This window comes from Colwellia sp. C1TZA3 (assembly GCF_007954265.1).
GTDB lineage: Bacteria > Pseudomonadota > Gammaproteobacteria > Enterobacterales > Alteromonadaceae > Cognaticolwellia.
The window spans coordinates 20,342-39,650 of sequence record NZ_VOLS01000040.1; the positions used below are offsets into that span (position 1 = coordinate 20,342).

Annotated in this window: 16 protein-coding genes; 6 read left to right on the forward strand and 10 right to left on the reverse strand. The window is 39.0% G+C overall.

Annotated elements, in window-relative coordinates; translation table 11 throughout:
* Positions 1–177: 177 nt before the first annotated feature.
* Complete coding sequence (locus ESZ39_RS12215; protein ID WP_146880180.1) at positions 178–1,689, forward strand: CYTH and CHAD domain-containing protein; 1,512 nt, start codon at positions 178–180, stop codon at positions 1,687–1,689.
* 288 nt (positions 1,690–1,977) lie between these two features.
* Here ESZ39_RS12215 and ESZ39_RS12220 read toward each other — a convergent pair whose 3' ends face one another.
* The 3 genes from ESZ39_RS12220 to ESZ39_RS12230 are packed head-to-tail and all read right to left on the reverse strand — an operon-like array spanning position 1,978 to position 4,506.
* Positions 1,978–2,592, reverse strand: coding sequence for a PilZ domain-containing protein (locus ESZ39_RS12220; RefSeq protein ID WP_146880181.1), 615 nt, complete (start codon positions 2,590–2,592; stop codon positions 1,978–1,980).
* Positions 2,593–2,603: 11 nt separating this feature from the next.
* Entirely contained in the window at positions 2,604–3,248 is a 645-nt protein-coding gene (locus ESZ39_RS12225) for a TetR/AcrR family transcriptional regulator (protein WP_146880182.1), read from the reverse strand.
* A 31-nt stretch (positions 3,249–3,279) separates the two neighbouring features.
* Entirely contained in the window at positions 3,280–4,506 is a 1,227-nt protein-coding gene (locus tag ESZ39_RS12230) for a threonine/serine exporter ThrE family protein (protein WP_146880183.1), read from the reverse strand.
* A gap of 206 nt (positions 4,507–4,712) precedes the next feature.
* Here ESZ39_RS12230 and ESZ39_RS17800 point away from each other — a divergent pair, with 206 nt between their 5' ends.
* Complete coding sequence (locus ESZ39_RS17800; RefSeq protein ID WP_191321777.1) at positions 4,713–4,886, forward strand: hypothetical protein; 174 nt, start codon at positions 4,713–4,715, stop codon at positions 4,884–4,886.
* A gap of 59 nt (positions 4,887–4,945) precedes the next feature.
* Here the strand turns inward: ESZ39_RS17800 and ESZ39_RS12235 are convergent, their stop codons facing one another.
* Complete coding sequence (locus tag ESZ39_RS12235) at positions 4,946–5,710, reverse strand: NRDE family protein (RefSeq protein WP_146880184.1); 765 nt, start codon at positions 5,708–5,710, stop codon at positions 4,946–4,948.
* Positions 5,711–6,009: 299 nt separating this feature from the next.
* On the opposite strand from ESZ39_RS12235, the gene ESZ39_RS12240 reads away from it, so the two are divergent.
* The gene (locus tag ESZ39_RS12240; protein WP_146880185.1) at positions 6,010–6,780 is read left to right on the forward strand and encodes a class II aldolase/adducin family protein; all 771 of its coding nucleotides are present in this window, start codon (positions 6,010–6,012) and stop codon (positions 6,778–6,780) included.
* A gap of 63 nt (positions 6,781–6,843) precedes the next feature.
* On the forward strand, positions 6,844–8,028 hold the full coding sequence (locus ESZ39_RS12245; RefSeq protein ID WP_146880186.1) for a mandelate racemase/muconate lactonizing enzyme family protein: 1,185 nt from the start codon (positions 6,844–6,846) through the stop codon (positions 8,026–8,028).
* A gap of 558 nt (positions 8,029–8,586) precedes the next feature.
* Here ESZ39_RS12245 and ESZ39_RS12250 read toward each other — a convergent pair.
* From ESZ39_RS12250 to ESZ39_RS12265, 4 genes are all read right to left on the reverse strand, one after another.
* Positions 8,587–9,045 carry an Lrp/AsnC family transcriptional regulator gene (locus ESZ39_RS12250; protein ID WP_146880187.1) on the reverse strand — a complete coding sequence of 153 codons (459 nt, stop codon included), beginning with the start codon at positions 9,043–9,045 and terminating at the stop codon, positions 8,587–8,589.
* Positions 9,046–9,162: 117 nt separating this feature from the next.
* Positions 9,163–10,053 carry an amidohydrolase family protein gene (locus ESZ39_RS12255; RefSeq protein ID WP_146880188.1) on the reverse strand — a complete coding sequence of 297 codons (891 nt, stop codon included), beginning with the start codon at positions 10,051–10,053 and terminating at the stop codon, positions 9,163–9,165.
* Positions 10,054–10,085: 32 nt separating this feature from the next.
* Positions 10,086–10,811, reverse strand: coding sequence for an SDR family NAD(P)-dependent oxidoreductase (locus ESZ39_RS12260; RefSeq protein WP_146880189.1), 726 nt, complete (start codon positions 10,809–10,811; stop codon positions 10,086–10,088).
* Positions 10,812–11,392: 581 nt separating this feature from the next.
* Positions 11,393–12,922, reverse strand: a complete 1,530-nt coding sequence (locus ESZ39_RS12265) for a dipeptidase (RefSeq protein WP_223270369.1) — start codon at positions 12,920–12,922, stop codon at positions 11,393–11,395.
* 711 nt (positions 12,923–13,633) lie between these two features.
* Here ESZ39_RS12265 and ESZ39_RS12270 point away from each other — a divergent pair.
* Together ESZ39_RS12270 and ESZ39_RS12275 are read left to right on the forward strand one after the other, a co-directional pair.
* Positions 13,634–14,725 (forward strand): efflux RND transporter periplasmic adaptor subunit, encoded by a 1,092-nt coding sequence (locus tag ESZ39_RS12270; RefSeq protein WP_146880191.1) that lies wholly within the window; start codon positions 13,634–13,636, stop codon positions 14,723–14,725.
* An 8-nt stretch (positions 14,726–14,733) separates the two neighbouring features.
* Positions 14,734–17,838, forward strand: coding sequence for an efflux RND transporter permease subunit (locus ESZ39_RS12275; RefSeq protein ID WP_146880192.1), 3,105 nt, complete (start codon positions 14,734–14,736; stop codon positions 17,836–17,838).
* Positions 17,839–18,853: 1,015 nt separating this feature from the next.
* On the opposite strand, the gene ESZ39_RS12280 is transcribed toward ESZ39_RS12275, so the two are convergent.
* Positions 18,854–19,135, reverse strand: coding sequence for a DUF4198 domain-containing protein (locus tag ESZ39_RS12280; protein ID WP_317615714.1), 282 nt, complete (start codon positions 19,133–19,135; stop codon positions 18,854–18,856).
* The coding region (locus tag ESZ39_RS12285) for a transposase (RefSeq protein ID WP_191321720.1) at positions 19,114–19,309 on the reverse strand (196 nt) is incomplete at its 5' end. The genes ESZ39_RS12280 and ESZ39_RS12285, both read right to left, overlap by 22 nt.

Sequence of the window (19,309 nt, forward strand, 5' to 3'; positions counted from 1 at the left end):
GAATGGCAAAGATAGTAGGACGTTGCAGGAATGATAGCAAGTGGAGTCGCTTAGATTTTTAAGATTTTTGATATAAATTATGAATCATGTAAGATTGACACTATTATTAGCTGTGATTGTACAAAAAAAATCTTGCTGCAGTTAATAAACTTGATTTATAACTAATATTGGAAAAGTATGACGACCGAAATAGAGCTTAAATATTTAGTTTTAGGCAATGATACCAAAGAAAAAATAACCCAAACACTTAATCGGGAAAATATTCACTTTAGCTATCAAGAAAAGCAACTCGCTAATTGCTACTTTGATACGCCAGAGTTAAATTTGCGACAACATGATATGGGCTTGAGAGTTCGCCGAAGCAATAGTCATATCGAGCAAACCATTAAAACAGCAGGGCAGGTTGTAGGTGGTCTACATAGTCGCCCTGAATACAATGTTGATATTGAAAGTGATCTGCCGATTTTAAGGCTTTTCCCAAATGAAATTTGGCAACCAGGCCAATCGGTTGACACTATTCAACATGAGCTGGTTGTTTTATTCCACACTGATTTTAAACGTTGTACCTGGTTAATTACCGATGTCAGTGGCAATGTGGTTGAACTGGCTTACGATCAAGGCGAAGTGGCTAGCGCGGAGCAAAAAGAGAGCATTCATGAGCTGGAATTTGAATTGGTTCAGGGTGATAAATCTGCATTATTTACTTTAGCATCGTTGCTTTTTAAAGAGCTAGCACTGCGTCCAGGCTTAAAAAGTAAAGCGGCACGAGGTTATGCGCTTTGGCGACCTGAGCCAGTAGTAGAAGCCGGTCCACAACAAAGTTTTATTTGCCATAATCGTAAGGATTCAATTGCTAACGCTTTCACCGATGGACTAAGTCACGGACTTACCCGGCTGCAAAATAGTATTGAGGCTTATTTAGCGACTCCAACTTTGCACGAATTAGTGCAAGTAAAAGCCAACTTAGCAGTCATTCGTCATGGCTTTTGGTTATTTGCAGACTACTTATCACCAGATGAATTACTGATCAGAGACGAATTAAGTCATTTTTTGCATTTACTTGCTTGGGTTGATAACGCGATACACTTGCAAGAACTGACCAATAAAACCGGTAATTACCGTAAAAAACTTGATTTTAGCAAGCAATTAATCGACCAACTGCAAATAGAAAAACGTCGCTTTCCTAATAGTGGGGATATTTGCCAGTTGTTACATAGTAGCCGTTTTAATCAACTGCAACTGTCGATATTACAAGGCTATTTAGCGCGTAGTCAGCATACTAATATTGTCAATAAAGCAGGCGATGATATGTTGATTAAATTTGCTCAAGATAAAATTCAATTGAGCCTAAGTGAAATTAGTACAAAGATGAAGAGCATGGCTAGTTCAGACTGTCAGCAATATATTGCACAAAGTAAATTACTGTATCGCAGTTCATTAACGGGTACTTGGCTTGCTGGACTGTTTGATAATGATTTACGTGATAAATTTCGCCGGCCTTGGCTAGACTTACAACAAGGTATAAGCGAATTACAGTCACTGTGGATTATTCAGCTGCAATTAGAAAAACTTTTCGAACCACCAAAAAAACTTGTGCAGTGGCAGCAGAGTAAAGTACAAGGCTTGTTATTGGCATTAGACAATACGAAAGCTACTGCTATTGCGATGGAACCGTATTGGCTTGAGTAATGTTAACAGCTAGAATTTATCATTAAGTGATTGATATTTATTAATAGCTGATGAATAACCGAGCAATAAACTCAATAATAGCCAAACAATAGCTTAGTAAATCATTAGGCTATTTTTTTAGTAATATAATCAGAACAGAACAAAACAAAACAGTAAGTTAAGCGCCAAAACTCATTATTAACAAGCGTTTTTAGCTAAGGTTTTTTTCAAGGTTTTAAGCTCTAACCAAGCTCTAACTAAGTTTAGCGATGTTAACTAAATAAGCTATAAGGTTAATTCTTAAGACGTTTACGCTGAAGAGTTTTTAGCTTGGTTACGCTGTTGGGCTAGCGCTTGAAGCTGTTTTGATTGCTGATGCAAACTATGTCGCACTAATGCTTCTTGATCCTCTTCACGAATATGATGAAAAATTACCTTGTATTGATTTTCGCTGTCAATGATTTCACTATTAACGATTTCGCCAATACAATAAAGCGCGGTATTTTCATCAGCAAAAAATAATTTTAATTCAAGAAAGTTACCGGTGTTGAAGATTTTAGATGCATTGGCTTTAAAAATAATACCACCACCACCAAATTTAATTGCTTGAAATCCTGTGTTTACATCGTTTTGTTGACTAAGAATGTAACCTATCAGTAGGTCCATTTTTTTCGCTTGATGATTAAGGTAATCCAATAAATTACTAGCAACACCTGTTACGGCTTGTAGCGCGCGCAGGGCGCTTTGATCGACGGTATTTACTTCTGCCGCTATTTTAAACGGTGCCGGCATATTTTCAATAAACTGCTGATAATTCGGTAACTGTGTTAGCTCGATAACACTAGCGTTGATGTTAAAAGCATAATTTATCGAAAAAAACTCATCAAATTGAGCTAGTTTTGTCTGATGGTCAGCGGTTGTCATAAATAAATACCTTATAATTTTCCTAAGTTGCCTAATTCACTATTTGAATTAAGTTTATGCGTACTCGCGAGAAACACGTTAACTGCACATTCACACATTTCATCAATTTGGCTTTCTTGAGCGTAGATGCCGTCAATAACCAAACGCGCGATACCATGCAAAGTAGCCCAAGTGACTTGTGCCAACCTTAAGGTTTTTTCTTCTTCGATAATAATGCCTTGTTCTTGCCATAACTTGGTCATTTCAACTTGGTAGTTAAAACTTGCATAGGCAATTTTCTTTAACGCTGCAGTGCTATTATTTTCTTTCCAAATAGCCCGGCCAAACATCAGCTCGTATAACGAGGGGTTACTCGTAGCAAAGCCGATATAAGCATGGACAAAATTACGATACTTCTCTTCATTGGATAGTTTTTTTTCAGAAAAAATTTCACTAACGCGCTGGTGCCATTGTGCAAAACCTTGTTCAGCAATGGCACATAATAAATCATTTTTATCAGTAAAATGATGATAGGCGGCGGTACGCGAAACACCAATGCGTTCGGCGAGTTTACGTAACGACAAGCCTTCAATGCCGGCTTCTGTCACCATTTCTGTTGCGGTAATGACTAACGACTTACGTAAATCACCATGGTGATATTTTGTTTTGGTTGCCATTAGTTAAACAGCCTAGCGTTATTGTTTGTGATCAAAGGACTTTTCTCGATGGAAATGCAACATTAGCAAATATTAATCCAGCTACTAATGACATAAAAATTAGAAAGGTTTGTGAGCCAATGTCAGTGGCATTTAACATCGTTTGTCCCGATACCGCATTGCTTAAACCAATATACACTTTACTGCCTGGTACCAATACAACTAAGCCCATTAATTTAACAATACTTGAGGGTAGATTCATAATACGTGAAAAAATACTACTGTATATACCTAGTGCAAAGGCACCAACAAAAGCGCCAAGGGCAACACCTAAATATTCAGCGCCAATGATACTCGCACCAAAGGCAATATAGCCTGAAATAATCCCCCAAGGTGCGTCTTTTTTACGACACTTAAATAAAATGACTAAGCTAATTGATAAGGTAGTAACCGCTGCCCATGAGGTCCAATTAGGCGTGCTAGGTGGTTGAATAAAAGCGATTTCACCCCAGAGCATTTTCCCTAGCGCGATGCCTAAAACACCACCAAAATAAATTTTAAATAAGATCATCAAGGCATCCATCAGCCTTGCGGTACCTGAGATCAAATTTCGTGCGGCAAGCTCAGATAAAGCCAAAGTTAACGACAAGCCCGGAATAAACGCGATAATACTCGACAAAACCACCAGCGGGATATTAATGCTGGGATCTATTAAGGCAATCGCGGTTGCTAAAATAGCGGTAGTCATCGCAGCAATGGGCTCTAACATATCTGTGACACGGCGCGAACGTTCTGCGCCAAAGGCAAATAAGCAAACCACAAAGCCCAGTAAGGTTGACCAAAAAACGTCATTCCAACTGGTGTGCATTAACATGGCAAAAGCGCCACTTGAAGCGCCAAAAGCTAGAAAGGTTAAAAATCGTCCGTAAGGATTAGGTTTGTTGGCAATTTCATCTAATCGTTCAATGGCTTCTGATAGTGTACGTTGACCTGAGGTGAGTTCGTCAACTAATTCGTCGGCACGAGCCAATGAACCTAAATCGAGATCACCTGGCGCAACACGCAGAATATGATTGTAATCTTGATTTTCGTCATCTTCAGATAAAATAAAGGTTAGCGATGTTGGGCTAATAACAAAAGAGCCAAAAACATTTAAGCTTTTTGATACATCGGCTAAATGCGCCTCTAATCGATAAGCTGGAGTACCGAATTTATGTAAAGCTTTACCTAAACGAATTATAAATCGACGTTTATCGATAAAACTATCAGTATTTGTCATGGAAATTTCGTTAATATTGAAAATAATTTTCTATGGTAAATGATTAATTTTAAAATGAAAGCACAGATGTCAGATCTTGATAAATTTGTCAGATTATCTTAGCTTAAGAAAGTTTGCAGATAGTTCAAATCTCGGTATGATGTTTGAACTATCGAGATTTGCTAGTTCTCGAAAATTCAACAGGCGCTAGTAGGGTGACAAGTATTATGACGTTATTGCTTATTTTATTTTGTGTATTTTCGGCCGTTGCCTTGATGGTGGTTTTAGGACAACGTTTTGGCAAGCCAATGGCAGTAGAGCAGCAGCAAAAATATTCTAAAATACTATGGCTAGTGGTATTTATCGCCATTATTGCGGCTATTATTCGCCAGATGTTGTAATAGCCAGCGTTCTTTATAGAGCTCTGACATTTTTATCAAGAGAGTATTAAAAGTACCGTTTAGCTTTTTTTGCTCGGCTCAATATTGAACTTGTTTTGATTTAGTACCTCGCCAGCTCTATTGTAGTCACGTTCGTAAACTTCAATACTACCTATTTTTGATTGTAAAATTATAGCTGTTGAACGTGTGCCATAGTCAGGCGATACGATAAAGATACTGCTAAGTAGCGACTCCAACTCTTCGCTTATGCCGGTCGCTGGTAAGTGCTGCTCTTGTGCAAGCTCTCGGTTCATCATAACAGCAAAAAACTCTTCAATATTCACCTTGTTTGCCATAATTAAACTTTCCAAGGTATTTATGCCTAAAGTCATTTTTGGCCAAATATCATCTAATGCGCCATTACAAACGCTATGAAAGCCAGCTTTAAGGTTGATAAAATTTTTATTAACACTGTCAAATGCTTGTAAATTATCTAACGGACCAAAAACGAGATTAAAGTCGTTGTATTGATCTGACACTTGCGATAAATGTTGCTGGGTTTTAAGATCTCCGTCTTTCAATGCTCGCACAACTAAATCACCACGAGAGTGTTTTTTCGCATCAAAACTTGTTGGCCGACGAAAGTTAGTTAAGGCCGAGAAATAGCCTTCAGGGTTCAAGCCAAGCCAAGTACCTTGTGCTTGTAAATCTTTACCTGCGAGCATCTTTTGTTCTGGCCACCAGTGCATATTTTGCGTTGGCCGTTGATGAAATTCATCACGATTAGCACAGATAATAACCGGATAGTCAGGGTGTTGTTCAACAGCGATAAACAAAATGCACATATAAAGGTTTTCTCCAAAATAGGGGTATAAATGGTGCTAATACCAATCCCATTAAGTTATTGCTCACTTGTGCTAGTTAAAATAGCCCAAGGCTGTGTTGCTCTCAATCCCAATAGCCTGCTATTGGTCAATCGAGCGCCTTACCTTGAGTTGTTTTTCCTGCGCACAACAAGATCACAAACTTAATGGAACTGGTATAACTAATAATATCTGGAGCTTTCACTCTATGCCATCATAGGATAAGGTTTATAAGGTATAAAGCCCTAAATTATTTTTCAAGCAAAAGGTAGTAAATGCTGATGTTAGCCGTTCCCGTAATTGATTTAAAAAATAAAGTATCCGCAGAAGAGTGGCTACTCAGAGTTGATTTAGCGGCATGTTATCGACTGATTGCCCTACATGGCTGGGATGACTTAATTTACACCCATGTGTCGGTGCGTATCCCTGGGACTGAACATGTGCTGATTAATGCCTTTGGTTTACGGTTTGACGAAATTACTGCCTCAAATTTAGTTAAAGTAGATATGGCGGGCAACATTGTTGATGCCGACTGCCCATTTGAATTTAACCCGGCAGGTTTCACCATTCATAGTGCCATTCACGAAGTTCGTCATGACGACATTTGTGCTTTGCACGTCCACAGTAATGAAGCCATAGCGGTCGCTAGCTTGGCAGCAGGTTTATTGCCCATTAGCCAATATTCAATGTTTGCACTCGCCTCACTCAGTTATCACGATTATGAAGGCTTAGCGGTTAACGACGAAGAAAAACTACGTATACAGCAAGACCTAGGTGATAAAAACTTTATGCTGCTGCGTAATCATGGCGCGTTAACCATGGGTAAAACCATTGGTGATGCTTTTATGCATATGTATGACTTAATACGTGCTTGTCAAATTCAAGTACAAGTAATGTCAACGGGTATGAAGCCATTATTGGTTGACCAAACTATTGTTGATGGCATTAAAGCTCAGGCAAACATAGTGCATACCGGGTTAACGGGTGGGCAAAAAGCCTGGCCAGCGATGTTACGTCGAGTGTATAAAGAAGATCCAAGTTTCGCGCTATAGCCTTCAATAACATAGCTGTAGTGATGGTAGAATGGCATTAAAAGAGAACATAAAGAGAGCATAATGAAAGTAACTCATGTAGAAATTTTTGATATTGAATGTCCAAAACGTCCGGGTTGGAACCCAGTATTTATTCGTGTCCATACCGATGAAGGTATTTCTGGTGTCGGTGAAGCAGGACTCGCTTACGATTGGGGTCATAGCGCTGCTGCGGCTATGCTAAAAGAAATTACTGAAGCGATACTAATAGGCTTTAATCCTTTTAATACCGAATTATTATGGTCGAGAATGTTGCGAGAAAGCTTTTGGGGTTTAGGTGGCGGGCCGGTACTTTATTCGGCTATGAGTGCGATAGATACCGCTTTATGGGATATAAAAGGTAAAGCACTTGGTTTGCCAGTTTATCAATTATTAGGGGGTAAAACCAATGATAAGCTACGTACTTATGCCAGTCAATTGCAGTTCGATTGGGATGAAAAAATTACTAAACTTATTGAACCCACACAATATGCAGAAGCCGCATTAAAAGCTGTAGCGCAAGGTTATGATGCGGTAAAAGTTGACCCGATTGTTTATAACCATGATGGCAGTTCTTCATTTGATCGTACTAAATTATTTACCCCAAAACAAATGCGCTTATTCGGCAATCGCCTACGCGCCATTCGTGATGCGGTGGGTGAAGACGTTGACATTATTTTTGAGTCGCATTCATTAATGGGTGCGGCTTCGGCGATCCAAATGGGGCGAATTGTTAAAGAAGTTGGCTGTATGTTCTACGAAGAGCCAGTTAATTATCTGAACTCGGCAGTACATAAAAAAGTGGCTAATAATGTTAACGTGCCTATTGCTGGCGGTGAGCGTTTGTATCACCGTTGGGACGTACGACCTTATTTTGAAGATCAAAGTATTGACGTGTTACAGCCTGACATTGGCTTATGTGGTGGCTTTACCGAAGCTAAAAAAGTTTGTGATTATGCCGACGTTTACGACATTCGTATTCAGGCCCATGTTTGTGGAGGGCCAGTGGCTACGGCCGCGTCTTTGCATCTTGAAACCGCTATTCCAAACTTCTTAATTCATGAGCACCATACTTATGCAATTAAAGATTGGAACCGTGAGCTATGTTTACAAGATCCACAACCAGTAAATGGTTTTTTTGAAGTCTCTGAAACCCCAGGTATTGGTATTGAGCTAAATGACGAAATAGTTAAGCGCTCACCCAATGTGACGGTCAATGCGCTGAAATAATGTGAATTTTTGGCATGGAATGTTAAAGACAATTGAATATATTATTTCTTTAGATAGTATTTAAATCAGATAGTTTTAATCGCCGTTTAATCTGTTTGGTATCATACCAAACAGATTAATTAGTCACCTTCAACTTGATGGCATAAATGCCGATCCACAACACATACCCGCTGTAAATGTTTGTTGGCCCATCAGGTTAATCACCTGCTTACCAGTTGACGGACTGAAGTCCGACCTACAAAAAAAATTGCCCAACGCTACATTGTCACTTGTAGGTCTTATGTATGTTGACTTTAGTCCATTATTTTAGTGCTTGGCGTTTTTATTTACATTGTTAATTCTTAACCTGACGATATAAATATCGACCTGCCGGCGATATAAAGCCTTAAATATGACCTTCTGATGCAAGTGCATAGGTATGTTATACCAATTGAATTAAGTAGGTGATCAATTATAAGTGAGCATAAATATTTAAGAGCAACGCAGATATTAAAAATTTAGGCCACCTTAAAATGATCGATTATTTATTTTAATTGGTATTATTTAATCCATTTTATATTAAATATAATCAATCGGCAGGGCGGTGGTGTATTTAATTTCTTCCATAGCAAAGCTCGAACTGATATCAGCAAAACTTGCCCGTGTGATCAAGCGTTGGTAAAAAATGTCGTAAGCTTTCATATCGGGCACCACCACGCGTAGCAAATAATCTACTTCGCCACTCATACGATAAAACTCTAAAATTTCTGGAAAATCTATTGCTACTTTTCTAAATTCACTAAGCCAGTTGGGGTTGTGCTGATTAGTTTTAATGGTGACAAATACCGTTAAGCCGACATTAAGTTGCTCTGGGTCAGCAAGTGCTACGCGACCTTTAATAATACCAGACTTTTCCATCGCTTGAATACGTCGCCAACATGGCGTTGTTGACAAGCCCACTTGGCTAGCAACATCACTCACCGACGCGGTACAGTCATGTTGTAATATGTTCAGTATTTTTTTATCAAATGCATCCATAAGTTTTTAAAACGAAATGGTTTTACCTAGATAGAGATGAATGAGAAATTATTTTGCGGTAAACAAGCCATCATTGCGAGTTATATTTTGTATAAGAGTTTACTGGTTGGCTAGCATTTATAGAAATTTATAAAAACGGTGCGCATTACTAAAGCATAATTGCTGTAACTGTTCGGTGTTATACGCAAATTCAGGCGCTGTTTTTGTAAGCTCAGTACTTATAAATAGAGTATTACCAAGCCAAGTTTCTTGATAGTTAGCATGCCACAAGCATAGCGGAAAATTACTTGCTAGCATAACGCGATCTATACCAAAGCTTTGTATGCACTGACGAATAACTTTATCCGCCCAATTGGCTGAGTAATCTCTATCAGCTATTTCAAAACCAGAACATTTGATAAAAACATCAGTAAAACTAGCCAAGCGCTGAAGGTTATGTAACCAAATAGCCTGTTGTTGATTATTTTTTGTTGGCCAACCCGCGTGGTTAATACAAAGCTTTAAATCCGGTGTTACTGATAATACTTTAATTAAACTGTCCACTGCCTGACTGTCTGCTAGTGGCATTTGTAGCTCAAAAATAAGTTTTTTTTCGGCCAATATTGCTAGGTTATTTTGGCTGTTTTTATTGCTAAGAATAACTAAAGCGTCGTCATCTAAAATATAGCGAATACCAACCACACTTTGATAGCGCATTAACTTATTAAGTTGTCGTAAAAAAGGTAATTTTGGCAAAGTAATATCAAGCATGGCGATACTGCGAAAAGGCATTTGGCAGCTGCTTTCTAACCAAGCGATTTCGCGCCAAGGTTGCTGATTATCAAAACCCGCTTCAATATGGACAAAGCCCACTAATGTTAATGGTGAAGTTAGCGTTAAGTCATACTCAGAAAAGTTTCTAGCTATCGCGTGTTTATCTTCGAAAAAAGGTGGGTTCTCTGGCCTTAACCATGAGTAGTCACCTTTTTTTAGATCAAATAGATGTAGATGTGGATCAATTATTTTCATCGGTATACCAGGTTACTTCAACTTTTTTAACGCTATTGTGCGGTATAGCCCCCGTCGATAACTTGTAAACTACCGGTGATAAATTTTGCTTTATCAGAGCCAAGAAAATACACCAACTCGGCCACTTCCTCTGCCTGTCCTAGTCGGCCTAAAGGTTGTAATGCCGCCTCTTCTGCGTGCACGTCAGCTTTGTTAGCACCTGACTTTTCACAATAATTATTAATCGCTTGATGGTAAAGCGGAGTTTCAATAGTGCCTGGGCAAACGGCATTGGCGCGAATATTATATTGTGCGTAATCAAGTGCAGTAGTTTTTGCCATCGATGCAAGAGCAGCTTTGCTAAGGTTGTAAGCAAACGAGTTATGTTTGGCAATAAGCGCTTGATCTGACGAGATCAAAATTATTGCGCCGTTTTGTTGTGTTTTCATTACTGGTAAAACCGCTTTAATAGCAGCATAAGCGCCTTTAACATTGATATTAAAAACGCGTTCAAAATCCGCTTCACTGGTGTTTTCAATGGTACCTGAAAAGTGTATGCCGGCGTTAGAAACCAACACGTCGATAGGGCCTTGTTTGGCAATATCAGTAATGATTTGGTTAACGTCATTAACGTTGGTGATATCACAAGGGCAAAAATCACCAAAATCCGACGCGGCAATATCAAGATTAAAGACCTGGTATTTTTTTGCTAAAAACAGCTTAACAATACTTAAACCAATACCAGAACTACCACCAGTAACCAAACAAACTTTTCTCATAGTACTAACACATAAATGACTTTGTTAAATAATATCGCGATGAGTGCTAAATACCAAGCCAATTAGTTTGTTTAAAGACAAACCAATGGCTAAAACGAACAGCTGTTTTTTACTGAGAGTTTCTAACTGACCGTTAATTTAGATTGAAAGCTGACAATTGAAAATTGATGGATTAAAGTTCAGCCTACATGGAATCTGCATAGAAGCTACGGATAGTAATATAGCCTAGACAATTTTTTGTAGTTTGGACTTCAGTCTGTCAACCGACAAGAAGACTCATAAAAATCAAACAGACAAGTAAACTGAACTAAACTGACAGCTCTTAACTAAAGGCTTCTAATTGACAGTTGATTTTTATTAAAAGCGGGCCTTTAAAAGCTGATGGACTAAAGTCCAATCTACATGAAACCTGCATAGAACCTGTGGATGGTAATATAGCATAGGTAATTTTTTTGTAGGTCGGACTTCAGTCCGTCAACCGGTAAGCAAAGCCATAAAGCAATAGATAAAAACCAAACAGACAAGTAAACTGAACGCTGACAGCTTCTAACTGACAGCTATTTTCACCGCTGTTCTTATATTTATTTAGCCAATTCGACTAACGCCGCGGTATACATTTTTAAATTCAAAACAAACTGTTCCATCGTAATAAACTCATGCTCTGAATGTCCGGTGTATTCAGCATTTGGCATAGACGGGCCAAAACTTACCGCATTTGGAAATAAGCGTGAATTTGTACCACCACCAATGGCAATAGGCTTCGCGTCTTTAATCCCAGTAAAGTGGGTAAATACCGCTAACAAGGTATTAATATGTGGTACATCTTTTTGTACAAAAGGGTCACCAATATAATGCTCTAGCTCTTTAACATCAGCATCAAATTTGTTATTCCAGTTCTGTACTGCTTGATGTATTTCATCGTTAAGTTGCTGTTTACTCTTGCCTTGTGGACGGCGCAAGTTAATGTTCAGCTCTATGCTTTCATCATGCTGTTTTATTACGGTAGGGGATACAGTCATTGGGCCCATAAAATCATCTTGATAAGCAATGTGACCAAACTTTTTGCCTACTAAGCCTAGGCCGATATTATCATTAATAAAGTTAACCAAAGTACCTGGACCATTATTGACCCAACGGGTATTAGACAATAAATCAGCAAGGTAGGGAATAGCATTTACGCCATCATTAGGTTTTGAAGAGTGTGCTGACTTTCCTAATGCATCAATGGTTAAGGTGCTGTCTTTTAGTTCAAGATCAAAGCTGACACCTTGGTAACTCAGTGCTTTGCGCATTAACCTTTCTAGTAGCACAATATTGGCATTTTCAATGGTCGCACTGGCATCCTCAGGGATTTGGCTGCCAAAGAAACCACCACTAAATTCACTAACATAGGGAGAGATTGTTGGCTTTTCTTGCTGATTAAAAACTAACTTAATAGTGCCGTAACCTTTTTCTGCGGTTACAACGGGGTATTCGGCATCAATGGTGATGTTGGTTTGCGGTAAGTCATGGGTTTTGATATAAGCTTTTAGTGGCTCCCAATCTGACTCTTCCGCCATGTAAATGTATAACTCAATACGCTTGTTCAGTACTAATTTTTTATCTTTAATCGCTTTCATTGCATACAAGGCAGTTGAAATCGGGCCTTTATCATCTTCAGTACCACGGCCAATTAATCGCCCTGGCTCTGTAGTAATATCAAGTTCAAAAGGTGATTTTTGCCATTTTTTTGGGTTAGCCGGTTGCACATCGCCATGAGTAATAATACCCACCCGTTCTTTTTGGTCTCCTAAGCCAATAATAACCACATAGCCATCGTCGAGATAATCAAATCCGAGTGTTTGCGCTTGTTTTTTTAATTCTGCTTTAAAGGCTATGTGAGCCGGATTGTCATTAACTGACACTCCCTCTTTGGCAACGGTATTGTGCTTGATCAGCGCACGTAAACTATCAACCATATCATCTTGATAGGCAGTTACAGCATAGTCAGCCGTTGTTTGCGCGATACTGCTTATTGGCGTAGTTTTCGCTGTAGCCAATGGACTTATTGTTAATGATAAAAGAGAAGTCGTTATAATTGTTGCCGATAAAAGCGTAAGTTTTTTAAGCAAAAGGTACTCCAGTAATTTGCGATTAAGAAATTTTCAGGGTTATATACCCGCTCTATTTCAAGATCCAGCTCTAAAACTGCATCTTGAAATAGAGCGGGTATATTAACGTAAGTTAAATTGATGTGGTAGCAGAGCACTAAAACTTATACCTGTTCCATTCAGTTTGTCAGTAGGTTGTGTATAGGAAAAACAAACCAAGACACAAACTTTTGAGCTAGTTTAAACATAAGTTTCTAGAACTATATTTGTGTAGGAAAATGTCTTATTGACCTAGAGTTGGCTGCTCGCATGTGAGCACAGATTTTTAGTTCCAGACAAAGTCTAAGTACTCACATCCATGTGAGCACAGATTTTTAGTTCCAGACAAAATCTAAGTACTCACATCCATGTGAGCAATACTGTTTTTGGCTATTTTAATAAGCACAAGTGGGCAATAATTTAATGAAGTCGGTAGTTAGGCGTATTTTCTTTTGCTTTTCACTTTTGTATGACAAAATAATGGGCGTTTTTTATTAAACTCAACCTAATTGAAATTTAATCACTGTTAGCATGCTCTATATCAGCGCAGCGTTAGGTAATCCGTGGTGTTGATAGAAATATTATGAATTAATTATCGACTTCAATCGTGATTGAGGTTATCCCCTGTGAAACATTTTTACAAGCGTGTCGCCGGCATGAAATTGCAGCGGTATTTTACATTAGGAAAGCGTTATGAAATTAATCCGTTGGTTTATTGTTGTTATGATTGTCTCTGTTGTCGTTGGCGGCTTATTTTATTATAAAGCGTCATTGTCAGGCAGTAAAGAAATGCAATCTGGACCTGAGCCTAGTGCAAAAGTACAAGCTTTTCGGGCGCAAGGTGTTACTTACCAAAAAAAAATATCGGTCATTGGTGAAGGGCAAGCGGTTAAATATATTAGCTTGAAAAACGAATTTGCTGGCAAGGTTACCAAACTTAATATGGCCTCAGGCGATAGGGTTAAAAAAGGCCAAGTGTTAGTTGAATTAGATCACAGTGAAGAGTTGGCATTATTGGCCTCAGCTAAGGCGACTATTAAACTGAAAAAACAAACGCTGCAGCGTTATATAACGCTAGAGAAAGCAAGTCGCATTAGTAAAGAAAGTGTCGACTTAGCACAAGCAGAATATAGTATTGCGATCGCGGAAACGACTCGTTTAGAAGCGGTTATTGCAAAAAAAATCATTACAGCACCTTTTGCTGCCAGTGTTGGTATTCATAATATTAATCTTGGGCAATTTCTTGATAAAAACACTGACATTACCGATTTAACTGGTCTTGAAAACTATATTTGGGTAGATTTTAAGGTACCACAAACCTACGCACAATTACCGGTAAATAGTAGGGTTGAAATCACAGTTAATGCTAATGCTGCTTCGGCTGGCATTAGCACTGAAGCCAGGATCAGTTCAGTAGAATCTTTATATAGCAAAGACTCTCGTCAGCTTAAGTATCGTGCCAAGGTGTTTAATTCAGCGCTAGACATTAAACCAAATCAATTAGTTAAAGTTGCTGTACCGATTATGCCGGCCCAATCGGTGATCACAGTACCAAACTTGGCTATTGTGCGTGATCAGCTTGGCGACTATGTTTTTAAACTGATTAAAGATGAGCAAGGCGATTATCGCGCGAGCAGAGAAAAAATTGTTTTAGGTGACAGAGTTGACGAGCAAGTTATTGTTATCAAGGGACTCAATGTAGATGATTTGATCGCCGCCAAAGGGTCATTTAAATTACGCCAAGGTTTAAAAACTTACTTTGATCAAGATAACTTAGGCGGATAGGAATAGTCATGCTAAAAGAATTATCTTCGTCGAAACATCTAATGGATGTTTTTGTTCGAAAACCTGTAGTTTCAACGGTATTATCGATATTTATTTGTTTAGTGGGTTTATGGGCGGTTAATGCTATAGCGGTATTACAATTTCCTAAAATTGAAGGTGCTTCACTGGAAATAACCACTAACTATACGGGCGCTTCGGCTGATGTGGTCAAGGGTTTTGTGACCGATCCAGTAGAGCGAGTAGCATCAACCGTTCCTGGGGTTGATTTTGTTGAATCAAGCACTAGCTCAGGACAGAGCAAAGTAACAGCCTGGCTTAAGCTTAACCAAAACAGCACCGATGCGTTGTCTGAGTTAAATACTCGCCTTAATCAAATAAAATTTGAACTGCCAGTGGGTGCAGAAGATCCCTTTGTTACCGTTACAAGAACCGATAGACCTTTCGCCGTATTTTATCTTAATGTGGCATCAGAAGGTTCAACGCTGGCGCAAATTACTGACTACCTTACCCGAGAAATCAACCCGATTATTAACAATATTGACGGTGTACAAAAGGTTGGAATTGAAGGTGCTCGAACCCCAGCCATGAGAGTTTGGCTAGATGCTGACAAATTAAACGTTTTCAACCTTAGTGCTGATGAAGTGTATCAAGCATTGGCTGATAATAATCGTATTTCAACTTTAGGTTACAGTGAAAACAAGCGGCAAAAAATCGATATTGTCGCCAATACACAAATGTCATCGGTGAGTGAATTTGAACAGTTAATTATTAAGCAAAGTAATAACGCGGTAGTGTATTTAAAAGATGTTGCGCGTGTTGAGTATAGTGCCGAACAAGCGACGGCTACCGCACGCTTTAATGGTAAAGATACTGTTTATATTTCGGTTTGGCCTTTACCGGGTGCGAATGAAATTTCTATTGGCGATGAACTTTATAAAGTGCTTGATGAAATCAATGCCGCCTCACCGCATATTAAAATAGACATTGCCTACGACGGCACACTTTACATGCGAGACGCATTAAAAGAAATTATCACTACATTAATGGAAACGATTGTGTTGGTCGGTATAGTTGTGGTGGTGTTAATGGGGTCATTTAGAGCGGCCTTAGTGCCTTTAGTGACTATTCCTATTTCTATTTTAGGCGCTATTGCTGCTATTTGGCTGATGGGCTTTAGTTTGAACTTACTGACCGTATTAGCGATCGTTTTATCAGTTGGCTTAGTAGTCGACGACGCGATTGTTGTGGTTGAAAACGTTGCCCGACATATGCGGGCTGGTGTGCCGCGTATACAAGCTGCCCTAATGAGCTCTCGACAACTATTGGTGCCAATTATTGCTATGACCTTAACTTTGGCAGTGGTTTATATACCGATTGGCTTTTTATCAGGCTTAACTGGGGTTTTATTTAAAGAGTTTGCCTTTACCTTAGCTATCGCTGTACTAATTTCTGGCTTGGTTGCCGTTACCTTGTCACCGATAATGAGTGCTTATGTATCAAGTGAAGGCGGTAAAGAAAGTAAATTAACGGTTAAGGTTAACCACGCATTTGAGCATTTACAAAATTTTTATGGTCGATTATTAGCAAAGACTTTTCATTGGCAAGGACAGTTGTTCTTTTTTGCCCTAATTGTGTCGTTATTGATTGTACCTTTTTATTTAATGTCAGCAAAAGAGTTGGCGCCGACTGAAGATCAAAGCAGTGTTTTTATTATTGTGCAATCGCCACCCGATGCCTCATTAAAATACAGTGAAGATAACGTGGCGAGTGTCGCTAAAACCTTACTTGAAACTGAGGGCAGCAAAGAAATATGGCAGATCATATTTAGTAGCGGTGGTTTTAGCGGTCTTGAATTTGTCAGTAATGATAAACGAGATAAAAGCATTCAAGCCATGTTACCTGAAGTTTATGGGCGCTTACAAAGCTCTGAAGGTTTAAACTTGCTACCTATTTTACCTTCACCATTACCTACCGCCGGGCAGTTTGATGTTGAGTTGGTGGTTAAGTCTTCATCGCCCTACAGTGAAATGAAATTGTACGCGGACAAACTTGTGGCTGCAGCATTTCAAAGTGGCCAATTTCTCTATGCCGATACAGATTTAAAAATCGATTTACCGCAAGTTGAATTAAAAATAGACCGAGATAAAATTGCTGACTTAGGCATGACGGTTGCTAACGTTAGTAGTCAGTTATCAACCTATCTTTCTAGCAATTATGTCAATCGCTTTGATGCTAATGGCAAAGCCTATCGCGTTATTCCAATGGTAGCTGATAATATTAGTTCACAACCGGAAAAAATAGTAAACCTAACTGTTAAAACGCCAGCGGGTGCTTTAATACCGGTATCGGCATTTACTGAAATTAAATATCGCACGGTACCCAGAACCTTAGGCTCGTTTGGTCAACAAAACTCGTTTAGAGTCTATGGTGGAATATTACCTGGGGTAACTAAAGAACAGGCGTTACAAACCTTAGAGTTAGCAGCGACTGATATGTTACCAAATAATTACAACTTAGATTATGCTGGTGAGTCGCGTCAAATTCGTGCTGAAGGTAATAGCTTAATCACTGTGATGGCAATATCTTTAGTCATTGTATTCTTGGTGTTAGCCATTCAATTTAATAGTTATCGTGACCCGTTAGTGATATTACTCGGCTGTGTGCCATTAGCTTTGTCGGGGGCATTGTTACTACCATTTTTGGAGTTAACCACGATAAATATTTACTCGCAAATTGGCTTAGTTACCTTGGTGGGATTGATTGCGAAAAATGGTATTTTAATTGTTGAGTTTGCCAATCATTTACAAGTAGAAGGCAAAAGTAAATTTGACGCGGTTATTGAGTCAGCAACCACTCGTTTACGGCCGATATTAATGACCACAGCGGCAACCATACTAGGCCATTTTCCACTGGTATTAGTGACCGGCGCCGGCGCAGAGGCCAGAAATAGTATTGGCATTATTTTAGTTGCCGGTATGGCCATTGGCACATTTTTTACCTTGTTCGTGTTACCGGTATTTTATTTGTGGATAGCAGAAAACCGCCATACTAATAATAATGACGATGATGAATTTGCGATTGGCCTACAAACAACTGATCAGCAAAGCAAATAATACTTGGTGATAGTTTTGTCGGTCGGACGAAGTCTGACCGACAAAAAACACTTGCCCAACGCGACATTATCACCCGCAGATCTTATGTAGTTTGGACTTTAGTCCATCAAGTTAAATGAAATTTAACCTGCTTTGGCATAAATGCCGATCGAGAAAATAATTCCCACTGCAAATGTTTTTTGACTCATCAGGTTAATCGCCCGCCGTACGCTTGACGGACTGAAGTCCGACCTACACAAAACAACTGCCCAACGTTACATTATCACCCGTAGGCCCGATGTAGGTTGGACTTTAGTCCATCAAGTTAAATGAAATTGAACCTGCTTTGGCATAAATGCTAATCGAGAAAATAATTCCCACTGCAAATGTTTTTGACTCATCAGCTTAATCGTCCGCCATACGCTTGACGGACTGAAGTCCGACCTACAAAAAACTTGTTGCCACTATCGTATTAATCACCCATAGGCCTGATGTAGGTTGGACTTTAGTCCATCAGGTTAAATGAAATTTAACTAGTTTTGGTGTGTTTGGTGAATGAAAAACATAATAGAGCGCTGTAGGTTTTTTTTGACCCATCGGGTTAATTATCTGGCTACACGCTTGACGGACTGAAGTCCGACCTACAAAAACTTGTTGCCACCATCGTATTAATCGCCCGTAGGCCTGATTTAGGTTGGACTTTAGTCCATCAGGTTAAATGAAATTTAACTAGTTTTGGTGTATTTGGTGAATGACAAACATAATAGAGCGCTGTAGATTTTTTTTGACCCATCGGGTTAATTATCTGGCTAGACGCTTGACGGACTGAAGTCCGACCTACAGAAACTTGTTGCCACCATCGTATTAATCACCCGCTGTACGGTTGACGGACTGAAGTCCGACCTACAAAAGACTTGTTGCCACCATCGTATTAATCACCTGCTGTACGGTTGACGGATTGAAATCCAACCAACAAAAAGGCTACGTTTTATCTTAGCGTTATCATTGGTTTAGCTGTATTAGTTATAGCGACACATTATTGTAATTGTACTTCAAAGGTCAAAAAAACAGCCCCTTGTTCTTTATCAGCAAGCGCTTTGTTTTTAGCATTTTGCTGATATTGTGCGATTAATAAATAACGACCGGCTTGCGTTGGGGTAAAAGTAATTTCACCTTTGTTATTACTGGTAAGCTTTACTACTTCAGGGTTGTTACGGTACCGAGCACCATCAGGCATTATTTCAATATCTACACCCGCTTGGGCTTTGCCGTGATAAGTAATACCAATTACATTAATTAACCACTCAAATTTAGCCAGTCTCTAAAGCATATATCTTTCACCCTTTTTATATCACTTATGAAGCTGTTCCATGCATTACTACAAGATTCAACAATATCGTCATAATCCTTAAAACACTTATTCGCTAACTCATTCTGTCTTAACCACTGCCATACCTGTTCAATTGGATTTAATTCAGGTGAATAAGCGGGT

What these genes read in the sequence shown, in the direction of transcription:
- ESZ39_RS12215 (WP_146880180.1), top strand. Translation starts at nt 178, where the DNA reads ATGACGACCGAAATAGAGCTTAAATATTTAGTTTTAGGCAATGATACC.
- ESZ39_RS12220 (WP_146880181.1), bottom strand. Translation starts at nt 2,592, where the DNA reads ATGACAACCGCTGACCATCAGACAAAACTAGCTCAATTTGATGAGTTT.
- ESZ39_RS12225 (WP_146880182.1), bottom strand. Translation starts at nt 3,248, where the DNA reads ATGGCAACCAAAACAAAATATCACCATGGTGATTTACGTAAGTCGTTA.
- ESZ39_RS12230 (WP_146880183.1), bottom strand. Translation starts at nt 4,506, where the DNA reads ATGACAAATACTGATAGTTTTATCGATAAACGTCGATTTATAATTCGT.
- ESZ39_RS17800 (WP_191321777.1), top strand. Translation starts at nt 4,713, where the DNA reads ATGACGTTATTGCTTATTTTATTTTGTGTATTTTCGGCCGTTGCCTTG.
- ESZ39_RS12235 (WP_146880184.1), bottom strand. Translation starts at nt 5,710, where the DNA reads ATGTGCATTTTGTTTATCGCTGTTGAACAACACCCTGACTATCCGGTT.
- ESZ39_RS12240 (WP_146880185.1), top strand. Translation starts at nt 6,010, where the DNA reads ATGTTAGCCGTTCCCGTAATTGATTTAAAAAATAAAGTATCCGCAGAA.
- ESZ39_RS12245 (WP_146880186.1), top strand. Translation starts at nt 6,844, where the DNA reads ATGAAAGTAACTCATGTAGAAATTTTTGATATTGAATGTCCAAAACGT.
- ESZ39_RS12250 (WP_146880187.1), bottom strand. Translation starts at nt 9,045, where the DNA reads ATGGATGCATTTGATAAAAAAATACTGAACATATTACAACATGACTGT.
- ESZ39_RS12255 (WP_146880188.1), bottom strand. Translation starts at nt 10,053, where the DNA reads ATGAAAATAATTGATCCACATCTACATCTATTTGATCTAAAAAAAGGT.
- ESZ39_RS12260 (WP_146880189.1), bottom strand. Translation starts at nt 10,811, where the DNA reads ATGAGAAAAGTTTGTTTGGTTACTGGTGGTAGTTCTGGTATTGGTTTA.
- ESZ39_RS12270 (WP_146880191.1), top strand. Translation starts at nt 13,634, where the DNA reads ATGAAATTAATCCGTTGGTTTATTGTTGTTATGATTGTCTCTGTTGTC.
- ESZ39_RS12275 (WP_146880192.1), top strand. Translation starts at nt 14,734, where the DNA reads ATGCTAAAAGAATTATCTTCGTCGAAACATCTAATGGATGTTTTTGTT.